Here is a 19782-nt window from a genome sequence, read left to right as displayed (position 1 = left end):
TCGCGTCACATCTTGGGAATGCGCGGCACTGGATGGCTGAATGCTGGCAACGATACCTCACCAGGGTGGGACATAACCACCATAACCTGGAAAGCCCGGCGTCATTGGATAGGGCGGCAGCGGCGCGCCGTAGGGGCCCTGCAGATCAGTTCCGCGCTGCAACTCTTCGTAGCTTGGACGATCGTTGGAACGCGGTGGACGAAACTGCGACTGCAAGCGCGCAGCGGCGGCATCGTCGCCGGGTTCGGCACGCGGTTCGATCCGTTCACCCAGATCATACCTGTCGTCAGGACGGAATCGTTGCCCCTGACCCTGACCACGCGTAATCGGTACCGCTTTGCGCGCGCCTGCACGATCGGGAAGCTGAGAATACGAACCGCGAAACGCCGAAGGGTGTTCCTGGCGATTGTCTCTCTTGATCGAAGGCGACGGCCGCGAATGCCCGGCGGCGGCGTGCGGTCGCCAGCGCATCGAAGGCGCCGATTTCGCCCCTCGGAATGAGTTGGCAGGCAGGTACTGATAGTGCGCGGCAGCAAAACCTGCCGGATGGTCGGCATTGGCAAAACCAGACAGGCATAGCCCCAGAGACGCTGAAGCCAGCAGCCTCAACGCCACGCCTAAGGGGAATGTCCGGCTGATCAAACTTCAAAACCCTCTTTATGTACGGCGACCGACTGCGCCGCGCGGTAAGCATCGGCGAAGCGGTTCTGCGACCGCCTGCTCTATCCGTCAGTTTAGACCGTCGCCGCCCGGCTTTCCGAGGGTTTTCAATTGAATGCCTCTCCTTCCTGAAGCCTTCTTACGCGCGCCGACGACCGGTGGTTTCGGCTTTTTAGCGGCTGTCTTCTTGGTGCCGTTCGACTTGGCAGCAGAGGTCTTCTTCTTGGCCGTCTTGCGCGTGACCGTGCGCTTGCCGACTGTGCTCGCGCTGTCGTCGGTCTTGGCTTTGGCTTCTTCGGGCTCGACTTTCTTGACCACGACGCGTTTCTTGGCCGGCTTGCGCGCCTTGGTATCCGCCTTCTCGGCAGCAACCTTCTTGGCCGGCTCAGCGCGATTAGCGACGTCGGGCGCCTTCTCGGCAGTCGCCGGCGCGTCTTCGACCTTGGCCGTTTCGGTCGCCTGCGTTTTGCCCGCCGTCTCGGCCCGCTTGGCTGTGACCTTCGGTTTGACCGCCGCCTTGGCAGGCGTCGTTTTCGCACTCTGAGCAACGCTGGTTTCGCGTTTGGCCGTAACCGGCGGCGTAACGGGCGCTGCGGGCTTTGCTTCTTCGCTCGCCGACGCGGGTGGCTTGTCGCTCACCGCATCAACATTCGGCTTTTCAGGTCCCGCCGGCACCGGCGCAGTGCGTACGGGTTGCACAGTGGCGGCGGTCGATGGTGCGGCCACATTCGTTGCAGGTGCAGGTGTAGGGGTCGCGTAACTGGGTCGCGGGGATTGCTCGCGTTTGCTCTTGAACAGACCAATGAGCCAACCGACCGCACCGGATACGGCGCCGACCACAGTAAACAGGACACCGGCAAAACCACTCCAGGCGCGCACCCACAGGGGATCACCGACGCGCGGCCCACCGGCAGGGCCATCGGGACCGGGCTCGGGTTCGTCACCGTCCGAGAACTTGCGGCACGCCGTACCACCGGCAACGGCGCACAGCGAATCGGCGGCAGCAACGCATCCCAGCGGAATTACAACCAGGGTCAGAATGGTCGACACCAACACACCCGAGGCCAACGAAATGGCCATGCCCTGGAAGATCGGATCGAAGAAGATCACCGACGAGCCGCACACCAGGGCAAATGCGGTAATCAGGATCGGCCGTGTCCGTGTCTTACAGGCGCTGATGACGGCATCGACAACCGAATCACCCTCCTGGATCCGGTGTACGGAAAAGTCGACCAGCAGAATCGAGTTGCGCACGATGATGCCGGCCAATGCGATCCACCCGATCATCGACGTCGCGGTGAACTCGCCGCCCCACCCCATCTGGAAGAACAGCATGTGCGCCGGAATGATGCCAAGCAGGGTCAATGGGATCGGCGCCATGATCAACGCAGGAATGCGGAAGTTGCCGAACTCCCAGACAACCAGGATGTAGATCAGAATCAGCGCGGCGCCGAACGCGATACCCATATCGCGGAACGTTTCATATGTCACTGTCCATTCACCGGCCCACTCGATCGAGGAAACATTGTCGTTCGGCGGCGGCCCGGTGTAATGGATGTTCTCGCACAACGAGACCTTGTCCGGAGTCTCGCAGCCCAATTCAGCCAGCTTGTCCTCAACCTGCAACATGCCGTAGATCGGCGCCGCCAGGCGACCGCCGACGTCGGCCACCACGTACTCGACGGGCCGCAGATCCTTGTTGTAAATGATGTCGGCCTCGGTACGACGCTGGAAGTCGCCAAGTTCGCGCAATGGCACACCGACACCTGACAACGGTGACTGCACAAGGATGTCGCCGAGTCGGTTGATCTGCGAACGCTCGGCAAGCGGCACCTGGATCACGATATTGATCGGCTCATGGCCGGCGCGTTGCTTGACGTCACCGAGCACGAATCCCCCCAGAGCCATCCGCAGTTCGCCGTTTATCGCGTCAACCGAGATTCCGCGTCGCTGGGCTTTTTCGTTATCGACCTCGAAGTGCCAGTAGTCGTACGGTTCGCGCATGTAGTTGTCGACATCGCGCAAGCTCTCCGTCTGGCCGAAGATGTCGGTGAGATAACGCGCGACCTCGCGCCGCGTCTTCGGATCCGGCCCATGCACCTCTGCAACGACCGACTGCAACACCGGTGGGCCGGGTGGCATCTCGACCACGGAGAACCTTGCTCCACTGCCCGCAACCAGCGCCTTCACCTGTTCGCGTGCGTCGACGGCAATCTCGTGGCTTGAACGGGAACGCTCGGTCTTGTCGAGCAGTTGCAATTGCACTTCGGCCTGCCACGGCGACTGACGCAGATAGTAATGGCGGACCATGCCGTTGAAATCGAATGGCCGCGCAGTGCCGACATAGATCTGCGCCGCCGTCACTTCGGGCATACGACGCAGGCGCTCGGCAATGATGTGCGCCATGTTGCCGGTCTCGGGCAGCGGCGTGCCTTCCGGCATATCCAACACCACCGAGAACTCCGGCTTGTTGTCGAGCGGCAGCATCTTCACCGCCACCCATTTGAAATAGAAGAAGGAGCAGGCGAGCAGCAGCGTTCCCCACATCGCGAGCTTGAACAGGCGCGCTTTGCGCCGATCGGAGATCAGCGGCATCAGCACCCTGCGATACAGGCCTTCCAGCCACTCCGCCTCACGATGCTCGCGTTTCTCGGCGCTCTCCAGATAGTGCATCGTCGGCCGGAACAGACCATGGATCGCGAACCACGGTGTAAACACGAACGCGGCGAACAATGAGATACCCATCGCGACCGAGCCCAGCACCGGGATCGGCAACATATACGGCCCCATCATGCCGGTAACCGCGCCCATCGGCAGCAGCGCGCCGATAACCGTCAGCGTGGCCAGTATCGTCGGGTTGCCGACCTCGCGCACCGCGTCCACCGCGGTGTCCTCATCGGTCTGCCCCTGTTCGAGCCATCGCCGGTAGATGTTCTCAACGACCACGATCGCATCGTCGACCAGGATACCGATCGAGAAAATCAACGCGAACAACGACACGCGGTCGATCGTAAAGTCGAGCAACATGGCGCACAGGATCGTGAACAGCAGCACGACCGGCACAACGAACAACACGACGAACGCCGGCTTCAATGCACGGAACGCTATCCATACCAGCACGAACACGAACAAGGTCGCGATGAACAGTTTGAAGATCAGGTCATTGACCTTCTGCTCCGCCGTCTTGCCGTAGTTACGCGTCGTGCTGACGTGCACATCGTTCGGAATGAGTTGGCCGCGCAGGCTCTCTACACGCTTGAGAATCGCCTCGGCGACGCTGACGCCGTTAGTACCTTTTTTCTTGGCGACAGCGATAGTGACCGCCGGCACACTGATCGCCAGGTCGGGATTCTCGGCAGCAGCACCCGTGTAATAGGCCACCGTCTGGTTGGCGTCTTCGGGCCCCTGGCGCACATCGGCGACATCGTGCACGTAAACCGGCGCGCCGTTATGCACCCCCACCTGCAGACGATTGATGTCCTCGACCGTTTCGAGGAAGGCACCGGACACCACCATCATGTGGGTGCCGCCGGACTCGACCCCGCCCATCTGCATCTCGACATTGGACTTCTGAATGGCGTCGGCAACCTGCCCGAGGCTCAACCCATAACCGGCCAAGCGTTCCGGATAGACCTCGATCGTGACCTGTTCGGCACGCCCACCGACGACGAAGCTGTCACCGGTGTCCGGAATCTCCTTGATATGCTGCAGCACCGATTGCGCCAGGCGACGCAACTGCGAATCGTCGACGTCGGGGATACCGTCGCTGTTATAGTCTTTCTCCGACCAGAAGGTCAGCGTCACCACCGGCACGTCGTCGATACCCTTGGCTTTAACCAACGGCGGCATCACACCCGGTGGGATGCGATCCATGTTTGATTCGAGCTTGTCGTTGACCTTGACCAGCGAGTTCTCCATCTCCTCGCCGACATCGAACTGCACGGTCACGATGCCCATGCCGCGCTGGCTCGCCGAGTAGACGTGATCGACACCCTCGATCTCGTACATGATGCGCTCGAGCGGCTGCACCGCCAGCGAGGCAACCTGCTCAGGTTCGGCACCGGGGTACTGAACAATCAGGTCGACCATCGGCACCGATATCTGCGGGTCTTCCTGTCGCGGCGTGGCGAACAGCCCGAGGATACCGAGCAACAACATCGCCAGATACAACAGCGGCGACAACGGGGATTTGATGAAAAAGCGCGCCATGCTGCCGGCGAGCCCGAGGTTCGGACTATCGACCGGTTCCGGCGATTCGGAGGGGCGCGTGTCGTTCTCGCTCATGCCAGTTTTCTAATCCGTTGTGCTTGGCGGGTGCCGTGCACGAGCGGCACCCGGAAAGGCGGCAAACTTATTCGCCGCGGCTTCGACTCATCATGTCGGGGCCTGGATTCGGGTATACGCGGTCGCCGGGTGCGACACCCGACAGTACCATCGTCATCCCGTTACCCAGGCGTTTTCCCTGGCGAATCATTCGCAGTTCGGGGCGTCCTTCGTCGTTCTGGATATACACCACCGGCAGACTGCCGCGGTAACGGATTGCCGTGCTGGGAATGACCGGCAACTGGCTCTTGACCGGGCCGGTGCGATCCGGAATCTGAATCCGTGCGTACATGCCCGGCTTGGAAACACCCTGCGGGATGTCGAACTTCACCCTGATGGTGTGGCGCTGCACATCGGCCATCGGAAACACCTGGGCGACACGCACGTCGACCGGCTCGCGATGATCATCGAACGTTGCGGCCTTCTCGAGGACTTCCATCGGCTCGAGCCCTTGGGCGAGACGTGCCGGTACATCCATTTCGATCTGCAGCCAGGTCACGTCGGCGAACTTCAGCATCGGCAGACCAGGCTGAACCGTGTCGCCTTCTTCGACAAACTTCTCGACGATCACCCCGTCGAAGGGCGCAAGACTCTTGGCGTCGCGCAATTTCGCATCGATTGCGCGAATCTCCGACTGGGCGCGCAGGATCGAACTGCGTGCCTGTTCCATGCGGGTGCTGGAGGCGTAGAGATCGGCACTGCGCTCAGCGGTGCGGTCGCGCCCGCCGAACATATCTTCGGCCGGACGGGTGAACATCTGATCGAACAGATTGGGGATTCCCATTCCACCGGGTGCGTTTTTCGACTGCGGCGACCACAACTCGCGCGAGTACTGCACGTTGGCATTGCGCATCTCAGCGTCTGCCGCTGCCAGCTGCGCATAAGCGGCGCTGCGCTTGGCCAGCAGTTCCGTTTCATCCAGCGCCACCAGCGTCGTTCCGGCGTCGAATTTGTCGCCCTCGATGCCGGACATGTATTTGACCCGCCCGGGCAACTGCGCGGCCAGCGTCACTTCTTTAAATGGCACGACGCTGCCACTGACCACGATCGTCGGCGTCTCCGAAGACTCTTTTACGACAAAGATATCTTCGCTATTGCCTGTGCTGGGGGGGGTGTCGGCGCCAAACACCGGTACGGCTAACGCGAGCGCTGCTGCGGTCACCGTGGCAATCAATGTTCTTTGCATTCTGTTCTATAAAACCTGTTGTTGCGTCAGGCAGCCTGAAAGCTTGGCGAATACAACGCACAGATCCGCCGGGACTTTCAGTAGCTTATGCGAGATTTCGGGACGAGGACACAGAAACAGCGGACCATACAGGTCTTCCGGGCACCCTCCCCCAGACGCGCGATACGACTTTTCCGGTCTGCTACAGGTGAAGTAATCAACCACTGCTCTCACCTCCGACCGAGCGCGAAATATGCTCTGGCACAGCGACTTGTAACAGTCTACGAACCCGGTTTCGAGCATATTTGAGTCGCGCAATTATCCGATATCCGGGGTCCGCATTGCAATAAAGCTTTACCCCGCCAACGGCGTTTTTCCAAAAAACAACGATCTACATCAGTATTTTCGCATCTATTTGATTTGCCTAACTGCACCGCTCCATCGCACTGCGGCTACACGCGTCGTACGACGTCGGGTTACCATGCGGCCATCAACACGTTCCGAACACGAGGAGTGCCTTCCTATGCGTGGCGCAGGCCCGGTCATCGAGACCCGTCTCAAACAACTCGAAGCCCATCTCGAGCAAGAAAACCCGGTGTTGTTGACGACCGTGCAGAGTTTCCGCGAACTCGACACCGTGGCCTACAAGATGGGGTTGTTCGATGCAGAACAGTCGTTTGCGACGCAGATTCCGTGGTGGCCGCTGGTCTCGATACTGGGGACGTTTTCTGCCGGCAAGTCGTCGTTTATCAATCAGTATCTGGGCGTCAAGTTGCAGCGCTGTGGCAACCAGGCGGTCGACGACAAGTTCACCGTGCTGTGCTACAGCAACCAGTCGACCAGTCATGCCCTACCGGGCATCGCGCTCGATTCCGACCCTCGCTTCCCGTTCTACAAGGTCAGCGGCGAGATCGAAAAGGTCGCGGTCGGCGAAGGTTCGCGCATCGACGCCTACCTGCAGCTCAAGACCAGCACCAGCCCGGCACTCAAAGGCAAGATACTGATCGACTCACCCGGGTTCGACGCCGACGCACAACGCACATCGACGCTGAAAATCACCGACCACATCATCGGTTTGTCCGACCTGGTGCTGGTGTTCTTCGATGCCCGCCACCCGGAACCGGGCGCAATGCGCGACACGCTTGACCACCTCGTCTCGAAAACCATTACGCGCCAGGACTCGGGCAAGTTCCTCTACATCCTGAACCAGATCGACACCACCGCGCGCGAAGACAACCCCGAAGAGGTCGTCGCCGCGTGGCAGCGCGCGCTGGGAGAACGCGGTCTGACCGCCGGACGTTTCTTTACCATCTACAACGACGAAGCGGCCAACCCGATACCCGATGAGGCACTGCGCCGGCGCTTCGAGAGCAAACGCGACGTCGACCTGGCAGAGATCCACGAGCGTATGGAACAGGTCGAGATCGAACGTGCCTATCGCATCGTCGGATCGCTGGAGAAAGCCGCACGCGCCTTCGAAGAGAAAGTAGTTCCTGCCGTGACCGATCTGAATACGCGCTGGCGCAAACGCACGCTGATCGGCGACGCCATCGCAGCCCTGCTGCTGATCGGCGGATTCATCGGTATCACGACGCGCCTGGGACAATGGGATGGTTTCAAACTCAATGCCGAATGGTGGAACACCATTACCGCAACGCCGATCAGCATCTACCTGACCGCACTGGTCACGTTCATCGTCTGGCTGGCGATCCACTACGGCAATCGTCACCTCGCGGCCAAGTCGCTCAAGCACACGGCAGACAAGATCGGTCAGCGCCTGGGTATCCGCGGCAACCTCAGCGCAGCCTTCCTGACGAATACCAAACCCTGGCGCAGCATCTTCAGCCGCAATCCGGCCGGCTGGACGCGGCGCAGTCGCAAGCGTATTCAGCGCGCCTTGGAAGATGCCGATCGCTACGTACAGGATCTGAACGATCGCTTCACCAACCCCTCGGGAACACCGGCGATCGAAGTCGAAAAGGCGATGAACGTGGGCGACGACAGCGCATTCGAGCAGCCGCCGGCAGCGTTGACCGCCAACCAGGGTAGCTAACGCCCACACATGCCGCGTATCGGCATCGATCTCGGCGGCACCAAGATCGAGGGCGTCGTTCTTGATCGCCGCGGCGACATCATCGCGCGTCAGCGGATCCCCACGCCCGCAGGCGATTACACAGGCACGCTGCAAGCCATCGGCGACCTGGTCGATTCGCTCGAACAGCGCTGCGCTGCCACCTGCACGGTCGGCGTCGGCACCCCGGGCGCGCTGTCGCCGGCCAACGGCAAGTTGCGTAACGCCAATTCAACCTGTCTTAACGGTCGCCCGCTGGATCGCGACTTGGCTTCGCTATTGCAACGCGAGGTCCGCATTGCCAACGACGCCGACTGCCTGACCTTGTCGGAGGCCGTCGACGGAGCGGCTGCTGGTGCGCGCTGTGTGTTCGGTGTGATCGTCGGCACCGGCACCGGCGGCGGCATTGCGGTCGATGGAAAACTGCTGCACGGCCCAAACGCCATCGCCGGCGAATGGGGCCATAACCCCCTGCCCTGGCCGACCGACCAGGAACGTCCCGGCCCGGCTTGCTATTGCGGCAAGCACGGCTGCATCGAGACCTTTTTATCCGGGCCGGGGATGGCCCATGACTTTGGCGACGACCGCGAGATCACCGCACAGCAGATCGTGGCGGCGGCAATGCGCGGCGACAGTGAAGCGTCGGCCTGCCTGGCGCGCTACGAAGACCGCATGGCGCGCGCCCTCGCCGCTGTCATCAACATCCTCGATCCGGACGTGATCGTGCTCGGCGGTGGCCTGTCGAATGTCGAACGACTGTACGAGACCGTGCCACGACTGTGGCAACGCTTTGTCTTTTCCGATGTTGTTAACACCAAGCTCTTGGCTGCTGCCCACGGCGACAGCAGCGGCGTGCGTGGCGCCGCCTGGCTTTGGCATTGTGACGAGACGGATTGAAACGCCGCCCGCGACACACGTGCAGCAAAATCGAAGCGCATGAACAAGTCAGCCCTTCGCGCCTTCTCCGCCGAGAAAACGCGCCAGCATCTTCAGTGCATCGTAGCGATCGAGAAACTGTTGCGATCGATAATCCGTGTACACATCGTCCACGCTGGTCGCCCGCAAAACGTCGGGCCGGCCTGCGATAACGGTCAACAGCCAGCGTCGAGTCGAACGTAACAGTTCGACCAGCCTCGCGTGTCGGTCTACCAGCACCGTGTCATCCAACTGCTCGATACAGTCAGCGACAACGGCAGGCAATTGCCAGTGGCGACATAAAAAGGCACCCGCCGCCCAATGATCCGTACCAATCAAGTCGCGTTCGTGTTCGATGAGCCGCGTACCGGGGTTGTCACCGGCTAGTTTCAGCGCCCGTTCCATATCCTTGGGACGGACATGCACCAGCAACAACAATCCCAGGTTGTGCAACAGGCCGACCAGATAGGTCACATCGGGATCGGGAGCATCGGCGACAGTTGCAGCACGCGCCAAGCCACTGGCCAGATCGGCGGTACCCAGGGCCATGATCCAGTACTCGGTAAGGTCGAAACTCGGGCAGCCGGTGGTGGAAAAGCCGCCGGCCAATGCCATGCCCAGCGACATGTTGCGCACCATATCGAGCCCCAGCACACTGACGATGGCGTTCTTGACCGTAACCACCGGCTGGCGCGGCGCGTAGAACGCCGAGTTGGCGATACCGATCAGGCGGGCGGTCAGCGGCGGATCACGCTCGATGACCTCGGCGAGCTTGGCGATATCGACATCGGGATCGGTGGCAAGCGCGAGCAGCTCGGCCGCGGCACCCGGCAACGGGGGTATCGACTCCACGGCGATCAGTTCGTTGTAGAACGGGTCGTCCGAGTTCACGGGGCACGCTCGAAAACTGACACCTGAATCTACTTCCTCAATTGTGGCTCACCGAGCGCTGTGGAGGTTTTCGTGGTTCGTCCGCGAGCTGCTTCACATCGTCCAGGCGTATGTTTCAAGTGTAGTGCAGCTTCGCGACAGGCATTTGACAAGGTGTAAAAATAACACTATCTTGCTGGTGTACTACCGACACTTAGTATCCCAATGCGAGCACCTCAAGAGACATTCAGCTATCGCTACCCGCATCCGGCGGTGACCACTGACGTGGTGATTTTCACCCTGCTCGACGGCCGCCTGAAGCTGTTGCTGGTGAAGCGCGCGAATCCGCCGTTCAAAGGCGACTGGGCCCTGCCCGGCGGGTTTCTCGATATCGACGAAGATCTGGATACCTGCGCCGCGCGCGAGCTCGAAGAAGAAACCGGCGTCAGCGGCGTCTATCTCGAACAGCTGTATACCTTCGGCGCAACCCACCGCGACCCGCGCGAGCGCGTGATCAGCGTGACCTACTATGCGCTGGTTCCGCAGCACACCCTGACCACGCCGCGTGCGGCCAGCGATGCCGCCGATGTCGGCTGGCATGCGTTCGACCGGCTGCCAAAACTCGCATTCGATCACGCGCAGATCATCAAGATGGCGCACCAACGCCTGGTCGCCAAGCTCGAGTATTCGACGATCGCGTTTCAGTTCATGCCCGAGGCGTTCACCCTCAGTGAACTGCAGGGCGTCTACGAAACCCTGCTCAACCAAACCCTGGACAAACGCAATTTCCGCAAACGTATCCTGTCTCTCGACATGATCGACGAGACCGGCAAGTTACGCCGCACTGGCAAACACCGACCCGCGCGTGAATACCGGGTCAAACACCCCCGACGGGTGGAGATCATCAAATGAGTACACATGCCGTTCCAGTACAGCCGATCCTGCCGCGGGTAAAGGTGCCGCCGCACCCGAAGACGCCGCCACTGAGCAACGCTGAAAAGGATGCGTTGAAGACGCGCATCAAAGCCCTGCTGCGTGAACAGAACGCCGTGTTGGTCGCGCACTACTATGTCGACGGTGAACTGCAGGCACTGGCCGAAGAAACCGGCGGCTGCGTCGCCGATTCGTTGGAGATGGCGCGTTACGGCACTACCACCGACGCCGACACGCTGGTGGTCTGCGGCGTGCGCTTCATGGGCGAGACGGCGAAGATCCTCAATCCGGAAAAGCGCGTGCTGATGCCGGAACTGGGCGCCACCTGTTCGCTCGACGAAGGCTGCCCGGCCGACGTGTTCAGCGACTTCTGCGATGCCCACCCGGATCGCACCGTGGTCGTCTATGCCAACACCAGTGCGGCCGTGAAGGCGCGCGCCGACTGGATGGTGACCTCGGGTATCGCGCTGCCGATCGTCGAACACCTGCATGCGCAGGGACAGAAGATCCTGTGGGCGCCCGACAAGCACTTGGGGCATTACGTACAGCAAAAGACCGGCGCCGACATCCTGTTGTGGGACGGCAGCTGCGTGGTGCACGAAGAATTCAAGGGATTCGCCCTCGAGCGCCTGAAGCGCCTGCACCCGGAGGCCGCCGTGCTGGTGCACCCCGAGTCGCCGGAAGATGTGCTGCAATATGCCGACGTGGTCGGTTCGACGACCACCTTGATCAAGGCCGTCAAGCAGATGCCGAACGACGAGTTCATCGTTGCCACCGACGACGGCATCTTCTGGAAGATGCACCAACTGGCGCCAGGTAAAAAACTGATATCGGCACCCACGGCGGGTGCCGGCGCGACCTGTGAATCCTGCGCGCACTGCCCGTGGATGGCGATGAACTCGCTGCAGAATCTCGAACAGGTGCTGATCGACGGCAGCAACACGATCACGATCGAACCGGAGATACGCCGCAAGGCGGTCAGGTCGATTCAGCGCATGCTCGACTTCGCCGCCGAGCACAACATCAGCGGTGCGCTGCCCAAAGGCTAAACTTATTAGGTTGTCGACCTGCCCTGGGCTCATGGGCACCACGCTGGGCACGATGCCGCGATGGCCGATATGCCCGCAGCGACACCGAGTAACTCGCATTGCAGCGCAATCGGCAAGCAGGCACGCCGCGGCTGTGCAACACACAGTATAAAAAGGACCTGGACGCATGTTCGCAACCGCCAAGATTGGAAGAAGCCTTAGCAAGTCGGCCTATAAGGCCGAGGTCGAGGAACTGCGCACACAGTTGCTCGAAGCCCAGCTGGCGTTGCGCGAACAGCAAGTGCCGGTGTACGTGATCATTGCCGGTATCGAGGGTGCCGGCAAAGGCGAGGTGGTCAACCGACTCGACGAATGGCTGGATGCGCGTGGCGTGAATGTCTACGCCTTCTGGGAAGAGACCGACGAAGAACGCCTGCGCCCGCGTGCATGGCGCTTCTGGCGCGCAATGCCGCGACGCGGCGAGATCGGCATCTTCTTCGGTGGCTGGTATCTGCACCCACTCGAACAACGATATGCAAAGCGTTGGGACGATGCCGATCTGGATCAATGTCTGCGCAGCATTCGCGAGATGGAACGTATGCTGATCAACGACGGCGCCGTCATCGTCAAATGCTGGTACCACTTTTCCGAAAAGGTGCAGCGCAACCGTCTGAAGTCACTGGCGCGCAGCGACCGCAGCCGCTGGAAGATGCTGCCGAAGAAGTCCAAGTTCAGCCAGCAATACCAACGCTTCGAAGACGTCGCCGACCGCGTCGTGCGCAGCACCGATATCGGCCGCGCGCCTTGGCACATCATCGAGGCTACCGACCACCGCTACCGCGACATGACCACCGGCCGCATCCTGCTGCGCGCGATGCAGGAGGCGCTCGGCCAGCCATCCGTCGTCGATCGCCGCGTCGACGACTCGCCACCCAAACTCAATGGCGAGCTACTGCCTGAGGCGCCAGAGGCCCGCATCACCCTGCTCGACCGCGTCGATCTCGCGCAGACGATCGACCGCGATCACTACCGCAGGCGGCTCGACGAACTGCAGACCGAACTGAACGATCTTGCCTGGGAGGCCTACACCCGCAAGATCTCGACCGTCCTGGTCTTCGAAGGTGTCGATGCCGCCGGCAAAGGTGGTGCCATTCGCCGTGTGACCCAGGCGGTCGATTCACGCTTGCGCGAAGTCATCCCGGTGGCGGCGCCTACCGACGAGGAGGCGGCACATCATTATCTGTGGCGTTTCTGGCGGCATGTGCCGCGGGCCGGGCGCATGACCGTCTTCGATCGCTCGTGGTATGGCCGGGTGTTGGTCGAACGGGTCGAAGGCTTTACCAGCCACGCCAACTGGGCGCGGGCCTATCTCGAGATCAACGACTTCGAGGCGCAGCTGACAAGCGCCGGCGTTATCGTGCAGAAGTTCTGGTTGCAGATCAGCAAGGAAGAACAACTCGCGCGCTTCGAAGCCCGGGCCAACACGCCCTACAAGGCCTACAAGATCACCGACGAGGACTGGCGCAACCGCGAGAAGTGGGACGATTACCGCTCGGCGGTCAACGAGATGCTGGCGCGCACCAGCGCCAAGCATGCGCCGTGGAACCTGATCGCCGGCAACGACAAACGGTTTGCCCGTATTCAGGTGCTGGAGATCGTCACCAAGGCGTTGCGTAATGCGTTAAAGTCCTGATCCAGTCCCCTTACCCAACTAACGCCGTAGGCTTCGCTGTACCACCATGCCCGATCACGCCACGCTGAAACTCATCCACTACGCCACCGTGCTGTTGTCCATCGCCGGTTTCGTGTTGCGCGGCGGCATGATGATTGTCTCGCCCAAACTGTTGCGCAAACCCTGGATGCGCACCTGGCCGCACTTTATCGACACGGTATTGCTGGTGACCGGCGTATGGATGGCCGTCAACCTGCACCTCAATCCGCTCTATAGTCACTGGTTGCTAGCCAAGATCATCGCCCTGCTGGCGTATATCGCACTCGGCTTCATCGCGCTGCGTCACGGGCGCACCCTGCGCACGCGCATCGTCGCTTTCCTGCTCGCCATCGCGTGCTTCGGCTATATGCTCGCGGTCGCCAAGGCCAAAACGCCGTGGCCATCGTTACCGACGTTTTGATGGATCGATATCGTCGAGCTTGATCGACACCTGCGGCACGTCGGGTTTAACCAGCCCGGCCTTGTCGATGGTGAAATAGCGATTGCCGTTCAACATCGCCGATACGTCGGCATTGTCGCCTTTCACGTCCTGCAGAATGACGCAGTAGACATGCGCTGCGACCCACACGGCAACCAGCGTTGCCAGCCCTCCATGAAAATGCGGCAGATAGATGCCGAACAGGATCGGCCTCCCCGACATCAGCCAGCCGGTGAAAGCCAGCGCCAGCAGCGCAAGCCACAGCAAGAGATAGAGCGCTTTCCACAACGGATTGTGCGAGAACCAGTTGGGCAATGGCGCTTTGCCCAGTGAAAGATAGAACAGCAGGCTGGCGCGAATTGCCGGCAGCTCGGCGGCACGCGGCAACATATGTTCAAAGCGCTCGGCCCCTTTGCCGAAGAAACCGAGAAACCCGCGAACCGCGATCGCGAACAACAACAGGCTCGCACCCAGGTAGTGAACTTCGAGCGCATCTTCGGCGACCGTCGGCGAATGCCCGATCAACCAACCGGTCGCGAGCATCAGCAGCACGGCGAAGACCACGATGCCATGGGTAAACCGCAGCCAGCCACTCCAGACCAGAACTCGGCGAATCTGCTGCGCCATCAGGCCTCCTGTTTAAACATATGCTAAAAAAAGTTATGGTCACGAAGATGACGTGACCTAGGATAGCCCGGTGGGATGATACGGACGCCATGACAGTCTTCAATCGATCGCGAACGCCATTCCCCCTGACGAAGAAAGTATAACGGCGGCCAACCGCCTGAACGAAAGCGGGTTCGATCAACCAGTCGTCCAGGTCGATGCAAACCCATTGCGACATACGGCGCCCGGCCGGCCAAAAACGACAACAAGGGCGTCACCGCGACTTTCGTTAATGGAGAGCACAGTGTCCAAGCTAAAGCATCGTCTGATGCGTTCGTTTTTGTTGCTGACGTCGATTTGCTTGTTGTCCGGCGCCGCGGTCGCAGATGAATGGATTTATTCGGTCGTCGATGGCGACAACCTCTGGGACTTCAGCCAAAAGTATCTGGACAGCCCCCTACGTTACGAAAAGCTTCGCCGGCTCAACAACGTTCAATTTCCCAAGCGGATGAAACCGGGCACGCGTCTGCGCGTGCCGATGGCCTGGATCCGCAACAACCCGGTACCGGCCAAAATCGAAGCGGTGCAGGGCCAGGCCAACATCATTCGCGCGGATGGCTCGCCACCGGTCGCCGCCACGCCAGGCACCTTGCTACAGCTCGGCGACACGATCAAAACCGGCGCTGACAGCACGGTCGCCGTCAAGTTCGCCGACAGCACCCTGCTGACGCTCTACAGCAACGGCGAGATGCGCTTCAATCACCTCAGCGCACACGGCGAGACCGGGATGGTCGATTCGCGGCTGCACCTGATAGACGGCCGCCTGGATACCAAGGTCACTCCTGCTGTCGGACCGGGGTCGCGGTTCGAGATCGAAACACCTTCAGCGATCAGCGCGGTACGCGGCACCGTATATCGGGCTGCGGTAACCGACGGCGGTGGTATTTCCAATGTCGAGGTGCTCGAAGGCAAGGTGCAGGTATCCGGCTCCAGCAAACGACGTCTGGTGCCATCGGGCTTCGGTACACAGGTCGCCGCCGGTAAACCGCCGATCAAACCACGCAAGCTGTTGGCCGCACCCGCCTTCGACGACATCCCTCAACCGATACGTCAGTTGCAATGGACGCTCGGCTGGGGAGCCCTGCCCGGCGCCAAGACCTATCGGATGGAGATCAGCGCAACGCGCGACTTCAAGCTGTTGCTTTGGGAACAGAAATCGCAGTACGCCAAGTCTGCGTTGCCCGACCTGCCCGACGGCAGCTACTTCGTGCGCGTACGTGGCATCGACGACCTCGGGCTCGAGGGCCAGGACGCGGTCGCCCCGATTGTCCTGGACGCACACCCGCAGCCGCCGGTCGCTCTCAACCCGCCCGACGGACGGGTGTTGCGCGGCAAACCAGCCGAGCTGCAATGGACCGCTTCGGAAGAAGCTGCACGCTACGTACTCGAAATCGCGTCGGACGCGGCATTCAGCAACCTGTTGGTCGAACAGAAAGACCTGGACACGACACGTTACACGGTAGACGAAATCACCGAGCCGGGCACCTACCACTGGCGGCTGACGAGCATCGCTGCCGACGGCGAGATCGGCCCACCCGGGGCCGCGCGCAAATGGGAACTCAAACCCGAACCCGAGAAGGTCGAGCCCGCGCTCGAGGCCGACGAAGATTCGCTGACCGCCTCGTGGAACGACGCCGGACCGGGTCGGCGGTACCACGTGCAGTTGGCGTATGATCGAAGTTTTAAGGAAATGGAAATCGACCGTGTTACGGAGGAACCGAAGATCGCCTTCGAGCAGATCGGCGGACAGGTTCGTTACCTGCGCGTCCGCGTCATCGAGCCTGACGGTTACCAGGGCCCTTGGGGCACCGTGCAACGCGTCGATCCCGCACCCGACCCGACCGCCTGGCTCATCCCCGCACTCGGCGTATTGGGGCTGATTCTGCTGTAACGGAATGTTTGAGGCATTGACAAGCCGGTCCCGCGAAAGCGGGTTGTTGATGGTCGCCGTGCTGACTGTCTGCGGCTACCTGCTCGCCGGCGGCGAGGCATTGGAACGCGTAGATCACCTGATCTACGATCATTTTCTCAGTGCACAGCAGTACCACGCCGATGAACGCATCGTCATCGTCGCCGTCGATGACAGCAGCCTGAAGCGGCTCGGCCGATGGCCCTGGTCGCGCGCACGCCACGCGCAATTGCTCGACCGTCTGACCGCCATGCAGGCCCGCGCAGTCGGCTTCGACATCCTGTTCTCCGAATCCCAATCGAGCGACCCCGAAGCCGATTGGCAATTCGCCGAGGCCATGGCACGCAACGGCAAGACCATCATGGCGGTCGCGCCAAGCAACCCGCTGCCGAACTCTGCGATCACCGAAGTCATGCCGCTGCCGATCTTTGCGGCGGAGGCAGCCGGTATCGGCCACGTCGATATCGAGGTGGATACCGATGGCGTGTGCCGCAGCTTCTACCTGTTCGCCGGTCTCGGTGAACCGCATTGGCCGTCGTTCGCGTTGGCGCTGTTGCGCGTCGGCGGCGAGAACGTCACGCCCGACTACGATCCCAAATTGATCGATGCGCGCGGGCCGAGTCTCGGCTGGACTCGCTCGGGCCGGTACTTCGTACCGTTCGATCCGAGCGACGACGCGCTCGAGGTCATCCCCTATCACAAGGTTCTGAACGACGACGCCGTCGCGGCACGCATCAAAGACAAATTCGTTATCGTCGGTTCGACCGCTACCGGCCTGGGCGATGTGATCTCGACACCGGTATCGACGAATCACCAGCGAATGCCCGGCGTAGAGCTGACCGCGCACATCTTGAGCGGTTTGCTGCAGGAACAGCTCGTCCGCCAGATGGATGGCCTGACGTACAGGGTGCTGACAGTCATCCTGGTCGGCCTGGCCGCACTGTGGATGGTCTCGGTCAGCTTCCCGGTCGCCATGTTGAGCTTCGTTACCAGCGTCGCCGGCATCCTGGCATTCACCGCGCTGTGGCTGTTCGTCGGCCACCAGTGGTTTCCCCCGGCAGCGGCGATCGCGCCGCTGGTGATCGGCCTGCCGGTATGGGGCGCCTGGTCACTGTTGGCCGAAAAACAGATCAACCGCTCGCTGACCGACCGCATGCAGCACCAGGCGCTGCATCACTCGACGACCGACCTGCCCAATCAGTATGTGTTGGAAGAACGCCTGCGCAAGCTGAGTTCCGGCACGGCCGACGGCGACCCAGTCGCCGCGCTGATGATCGTCCATACCAAGTGGCCGGGCGGCATCAATAATCTGGTCGGCCATTCATCCGGCGACCGCTTGTTGCGCGCCGTTGCCCGCAGGCTCAGCGACGCGGTCCGCACGGACGACCTGGTGGCGCATCTCAACGGCGACGACTTCGCCGTGCTGATACAGAATCTGACCGATCCCGACAGTGCGCTGCGCATCGCTCACAACCTGATGACCGCCTTGCAGCAACCGGTCGAGGTCGATAACAAACAGATCTTCCTGTCGCCGCGCATGGGACTGAGCCTGTGGCCGCGCGACGGCCAGGACGGCAACACCCTGCTACGCAATGCCTACATCGCGATGTACCGCGCGCGCGTCGAGCAATCCGGGATGACCTGCGTCTATTCCGAAGCGATTGCCGAAGAGGTGCAGGCGCACTCGCAGCTCGAACAGGCGCTGGTCTCGGCGATGGAACGCGGCGAGTTCGAGGTCTATTACCAACCCCAGGTGGTCACTCAGTCCGGACGCATCGTCGGTGTCGAGGCGCTATTGCGCTGGCAGAATCCCGAACTCGGGCTGGTGTATCCCGGCACCTTCATTCCCGTCGCCGAACACAACGGCTTGATCCAGGCCATTGGCGGTTGGGTACTGCGAACTGCCTGCATGCAGGTGCAGCGCTGGAACGAACAGGGGCTCGGTCCGCTGCGACTTGCGGTCAACCTTTCGCCGCTGCAGTTCGCCGACGGCAATATCGTGGCCGAGGTGCGCTCGGCCTTGACCGAAAGCGGACTCGACCCACGCAGCCTTGAACTGGAGATCACCGAGAGCGCGCTGATGCAGAACATGGAGCTGGCAACCGAGGCCATGCGCCTGCTGAAAGAGGAAGGCGTGAAACTGGCGATCGACGACTTCGGCACTGGCTACTCGTCGCTGAGCAATCTGCAACACTTCCCACTCGACCGCATCAAGATCGACCAGTCGTTCACGCGCGAGATCAACAACAACCCGAACGTTCGGGAGATCACATTGACCATCATCACGATGGCAAAGAAGCTGCGCCTCGAGGTCATCGCCGAGGGTGTCGAAACCGAGTCACAGGCGGACTTTCTCGGCCAGCATGGCTGCGACGAACTGCAGGGTTACTTCTTTGGTCACCCGTTGCCTGCAGTGGAACTGGCCGACCTGCTCGACGCCAGTGCCGCGGGCCGACCCGTCAAAGCGGGGCAACCCGGAAAAAGCACGCTCAACACCAATCTCTGACCCGGCGGGCAATCGCTGTCAGCTAACCGATCGCAGCCAATCGCCGACAAACGTCGCGACCTTTTCAGGCTCATTCAACGGCAGGCAGGGAATCGATATTTCCTGAGACAAGGGACTATCGCTCGCGACCGCAATCACCCGTTCGTCGTCCGTGCACAGCAGCGGAGTGGCAAGGCTCGGACGATGCACCTCGATCTTGGCGATCGCCTCTTGCCGGAATCCTTCGACCAACACGAGATCCAGGATACTCAGATCCAACCTCGCAACCAGATCCGCCAATACCGGCTCGCTCGCCCCATCCCCTTCGGTTACCCAGAAGGTGCGGTAAGGCGAAGCCAGCAGCACCTGCTGCGCCCCCGCTTCGCGCAAGCGGTGCGAGTCCTTGCCGGGTTTGTCTATCTCGAAGTCATGGTGCGAATGTTTGATGACGGCGAGCCGTAGGCCTTGATCGCGCAACAGCGGAACGACTTTCGTCAACAAGGTGGTTTTACCCGTGCCGGAATAGGCAACAAAACCCAGCACCGGGATCTGCAAAGCGCTTGTGTTCATTATTCTGAAGCATCGCGTCCCGAGCCGGGCAGCGATA

Annotated in this window: 14 protein-coding genes; 8 read left to right on the top strand and 6 right to left on the bottom strand. The window is 61.2% G+C overall.

All coding sequences use genetic code 11. From position 1 onward, the window contains the following. Window positions 1–57: 57 nt before the first annotated feature. The 3 genes from B1781_RS06525 to B1781_RS06515 all read right to left on the bottom strand — a co-directional run bounded on the left by B1781_RS06525 (window position 58) and on the right by B1781_RS06515 (window position 6169). Entirely contained in the window at window positions 58–471 is a 414-nt protein-coding gene (locus B1781_RS06525) for a hypothetical protein (protein ID WP_078118885.1), read from the bottom strand. A 258-nt stretch (window positions 472–729) separates the two neighbouring features. After that, on the bottom strand, window positions 730–4944 hold the full coding sequence (locus tag B1781_RS06520) for an efflux RND transporter permease subunit (RefSeq protein WP_078118884.1): 4215 nt from the start codon (window positions 4942–4944) through the stop codon (window positions 730–732). A 67-nt stretch (window positions 4945–5011) separates the two neighbouring features. Continuing rightward, window positions 5012–6169 carry an efflux RND transporter periplasmic adaptor subunit gene (locus B1781_RS06515; protein ID WP_078118883.1) on the bottom strand — a complete coding sequence of 386 codons (1158 nt, stop codon included), beginning with the start codon at window positions 6167–6169 and terminating at the stop codon, window positions 5012–5014. Window positions 6170–6671: 502 nt separating this feature from the next. On the opposite strand from B1781_RS06515, the gene B1781_RS06510 reads away from it, so the two are divergent. Together B1781_RS06510 and B1781_RS06505 are read left to right on the top strand one after the other, a co-directional pair. Beyond that, window positions 6672–8201, top strand: a complete 1530-nt coding sequence (locus tag B1781_RS06510; protein ID WP_078118882.1) for a dynamin family protein — start codon at window positions 6672–6674, stop codon at window positions 8199–8201. Window positions 8202–8210: 9 nt separating this feature from the next. After that, complete coding sequence (locus B1781_RS06505; RefSeq protein WP_078118881.1) at window positions 8211–9116, top strand: ROK family protein; 906 nt, start codon at window positions 8211–8213, stop codon at window positions 9114–9116. 48 nt (window positions 9117–9164) lie between these two features. Here B1781_RS06505 and B1781_RS06500 read toward each other — a convergent pair whose 3' ends face one another. After that, entirely contained in the window at window positions 9165–10025 is an 861-nt protein-coding gene (locus tag B1781_RS06500; RefSeq protein WP_164513283.1) for an HDOD domain-containing protein, read from the bottom strand. A 204-nt stretch (window positions 10026–10229) separates the two neighbouring features. Between B1781_RS06500 and B1781_RS06495 the strand changes: the two genes are divergently transcribed. The 4 genes from B1781_RS06495 to B1781_RS06480 all read left to right on the top strand — a co-directional run bounded on the left by B1781_RS06495 (window position 10230) and on the right by B1781_RS06480 (window position 14097). Next, complete coding sequence (locus B1781_RS06495; RefSeq protein ID WP_078118879.1) at window positions 10230–10916, top strand: NUDIX hydrolase; 687 nt, start codon at window positions 10230–10232, stop codon at window positions 10914–10916. Continuing rightward, window positions 10913–11986: a quinolinate synthase NadA gene (nadA, locus tag B1781_RS06490; protein ID WP_078118878.1), complete on the top strand. Its 1074-nt coding sequence runs from the start codon at window positions 10913–10915 to the stop codon at window positions 11984–11986. Before B1781_RS06495 ends, nadA begins: the two co-directional genes overlap by 4 nt. A 166-nt stretch (window positions 11987–12152) precedes the next feature. After that, complete coding sequence (gene pap, locus B1781_RS06485) at window positions 12153–13658, top strand: polyphosphate:AMP phosphotransferase (RefSeq protein ID WP_078118877.1); 1506 nt, start codon at window positions 12153–12155, stop codon at window positions 13656–13658. A gap of 46 nt (window positions 13659–13704) precedes the next feature. After that, window positions 13705–14097, top strand: coding sequence for a SirB2 family protein (locus B1781_RS06480; RefSeq protein ID WP_078118876.1), 393 nt, complete (start codon window positions 13705–13707; stop codon window positions 14095–14097). Here B1781_RS06480 and B1781_RS06475 read toward each other — a convergent pair. Next, a complete protein-coding gene (locus tag B1781_RS06475; RefSeq protein WP_078118875.1) occupies window positions 14083–14742 on the bottom strand; it encodes a cytochrome b/b6 domain-containing protein in 660 nt (219 codons plus the stop codon). The genes B1781_RS06480 and B1781_RS06475 overlap by 15 nt on opposite strands. 283 nt (window positions 14743–15025) lie before the next feature. Here B1781_RS06475 and B1781_RS06470 point away from each other — a divergent pair, with 283 nt between their 5' ends. Both B1781_RS06470 and B1781_RS06465 read left to right on the top strand, forming a co-directional pair. Beyond that, a complete protein-coding gene (locus B1781_RS06470; protein ID WP_334223899.1) occupies window positions 15026–16672 on the top strand; it encodes a FecR domain-containing protein in 1647 nt (548 codons plus the stop codon). Between the two features lie 16 nt (window positions 16673–16688). Further along, complete coding sequence (locus B1781_RS06465) at window positions 16689–19196, top strand: putative bifunctional diguanylate cyclase/phosphodiesterase (RefSeq protein WP_164513282.1); 2508 nt, start codon at window positions 16689–16691, stop codon at window positions 19194–19196. 18 nt (window positions 19197–19214) lie between these two features. Here B1781_RS06465 and mobB read toward each other — a convergent pair whose 3' ends face one another. Beyond that, complete coding sequence (gene mobB / locus B1781_RS06460) at window positions 19215–19745, bottom strand: molybdopterin-guanine dinucleotide biosynthesis protein B (RefSeq protein ID WP_078118873.1); 531 nt, start codon at window positions 19743–19745, stop codon at window positions 19215–19217. Window positions 19746–19782: the final 37 nt, after the last annotated feature.

Source organism: Thiosocius teredinicola (assembly GCF_002009425.1).
GTDB lineage: Bacteria > Pseudomonadota > Gammaproteobacteria > Chromatiales > Chromatiaceae > Thiosocius > Thiosocius teredinicola.
This window is presented reverse-complemented; position numbering and strand designations above follow the sequence as displayed.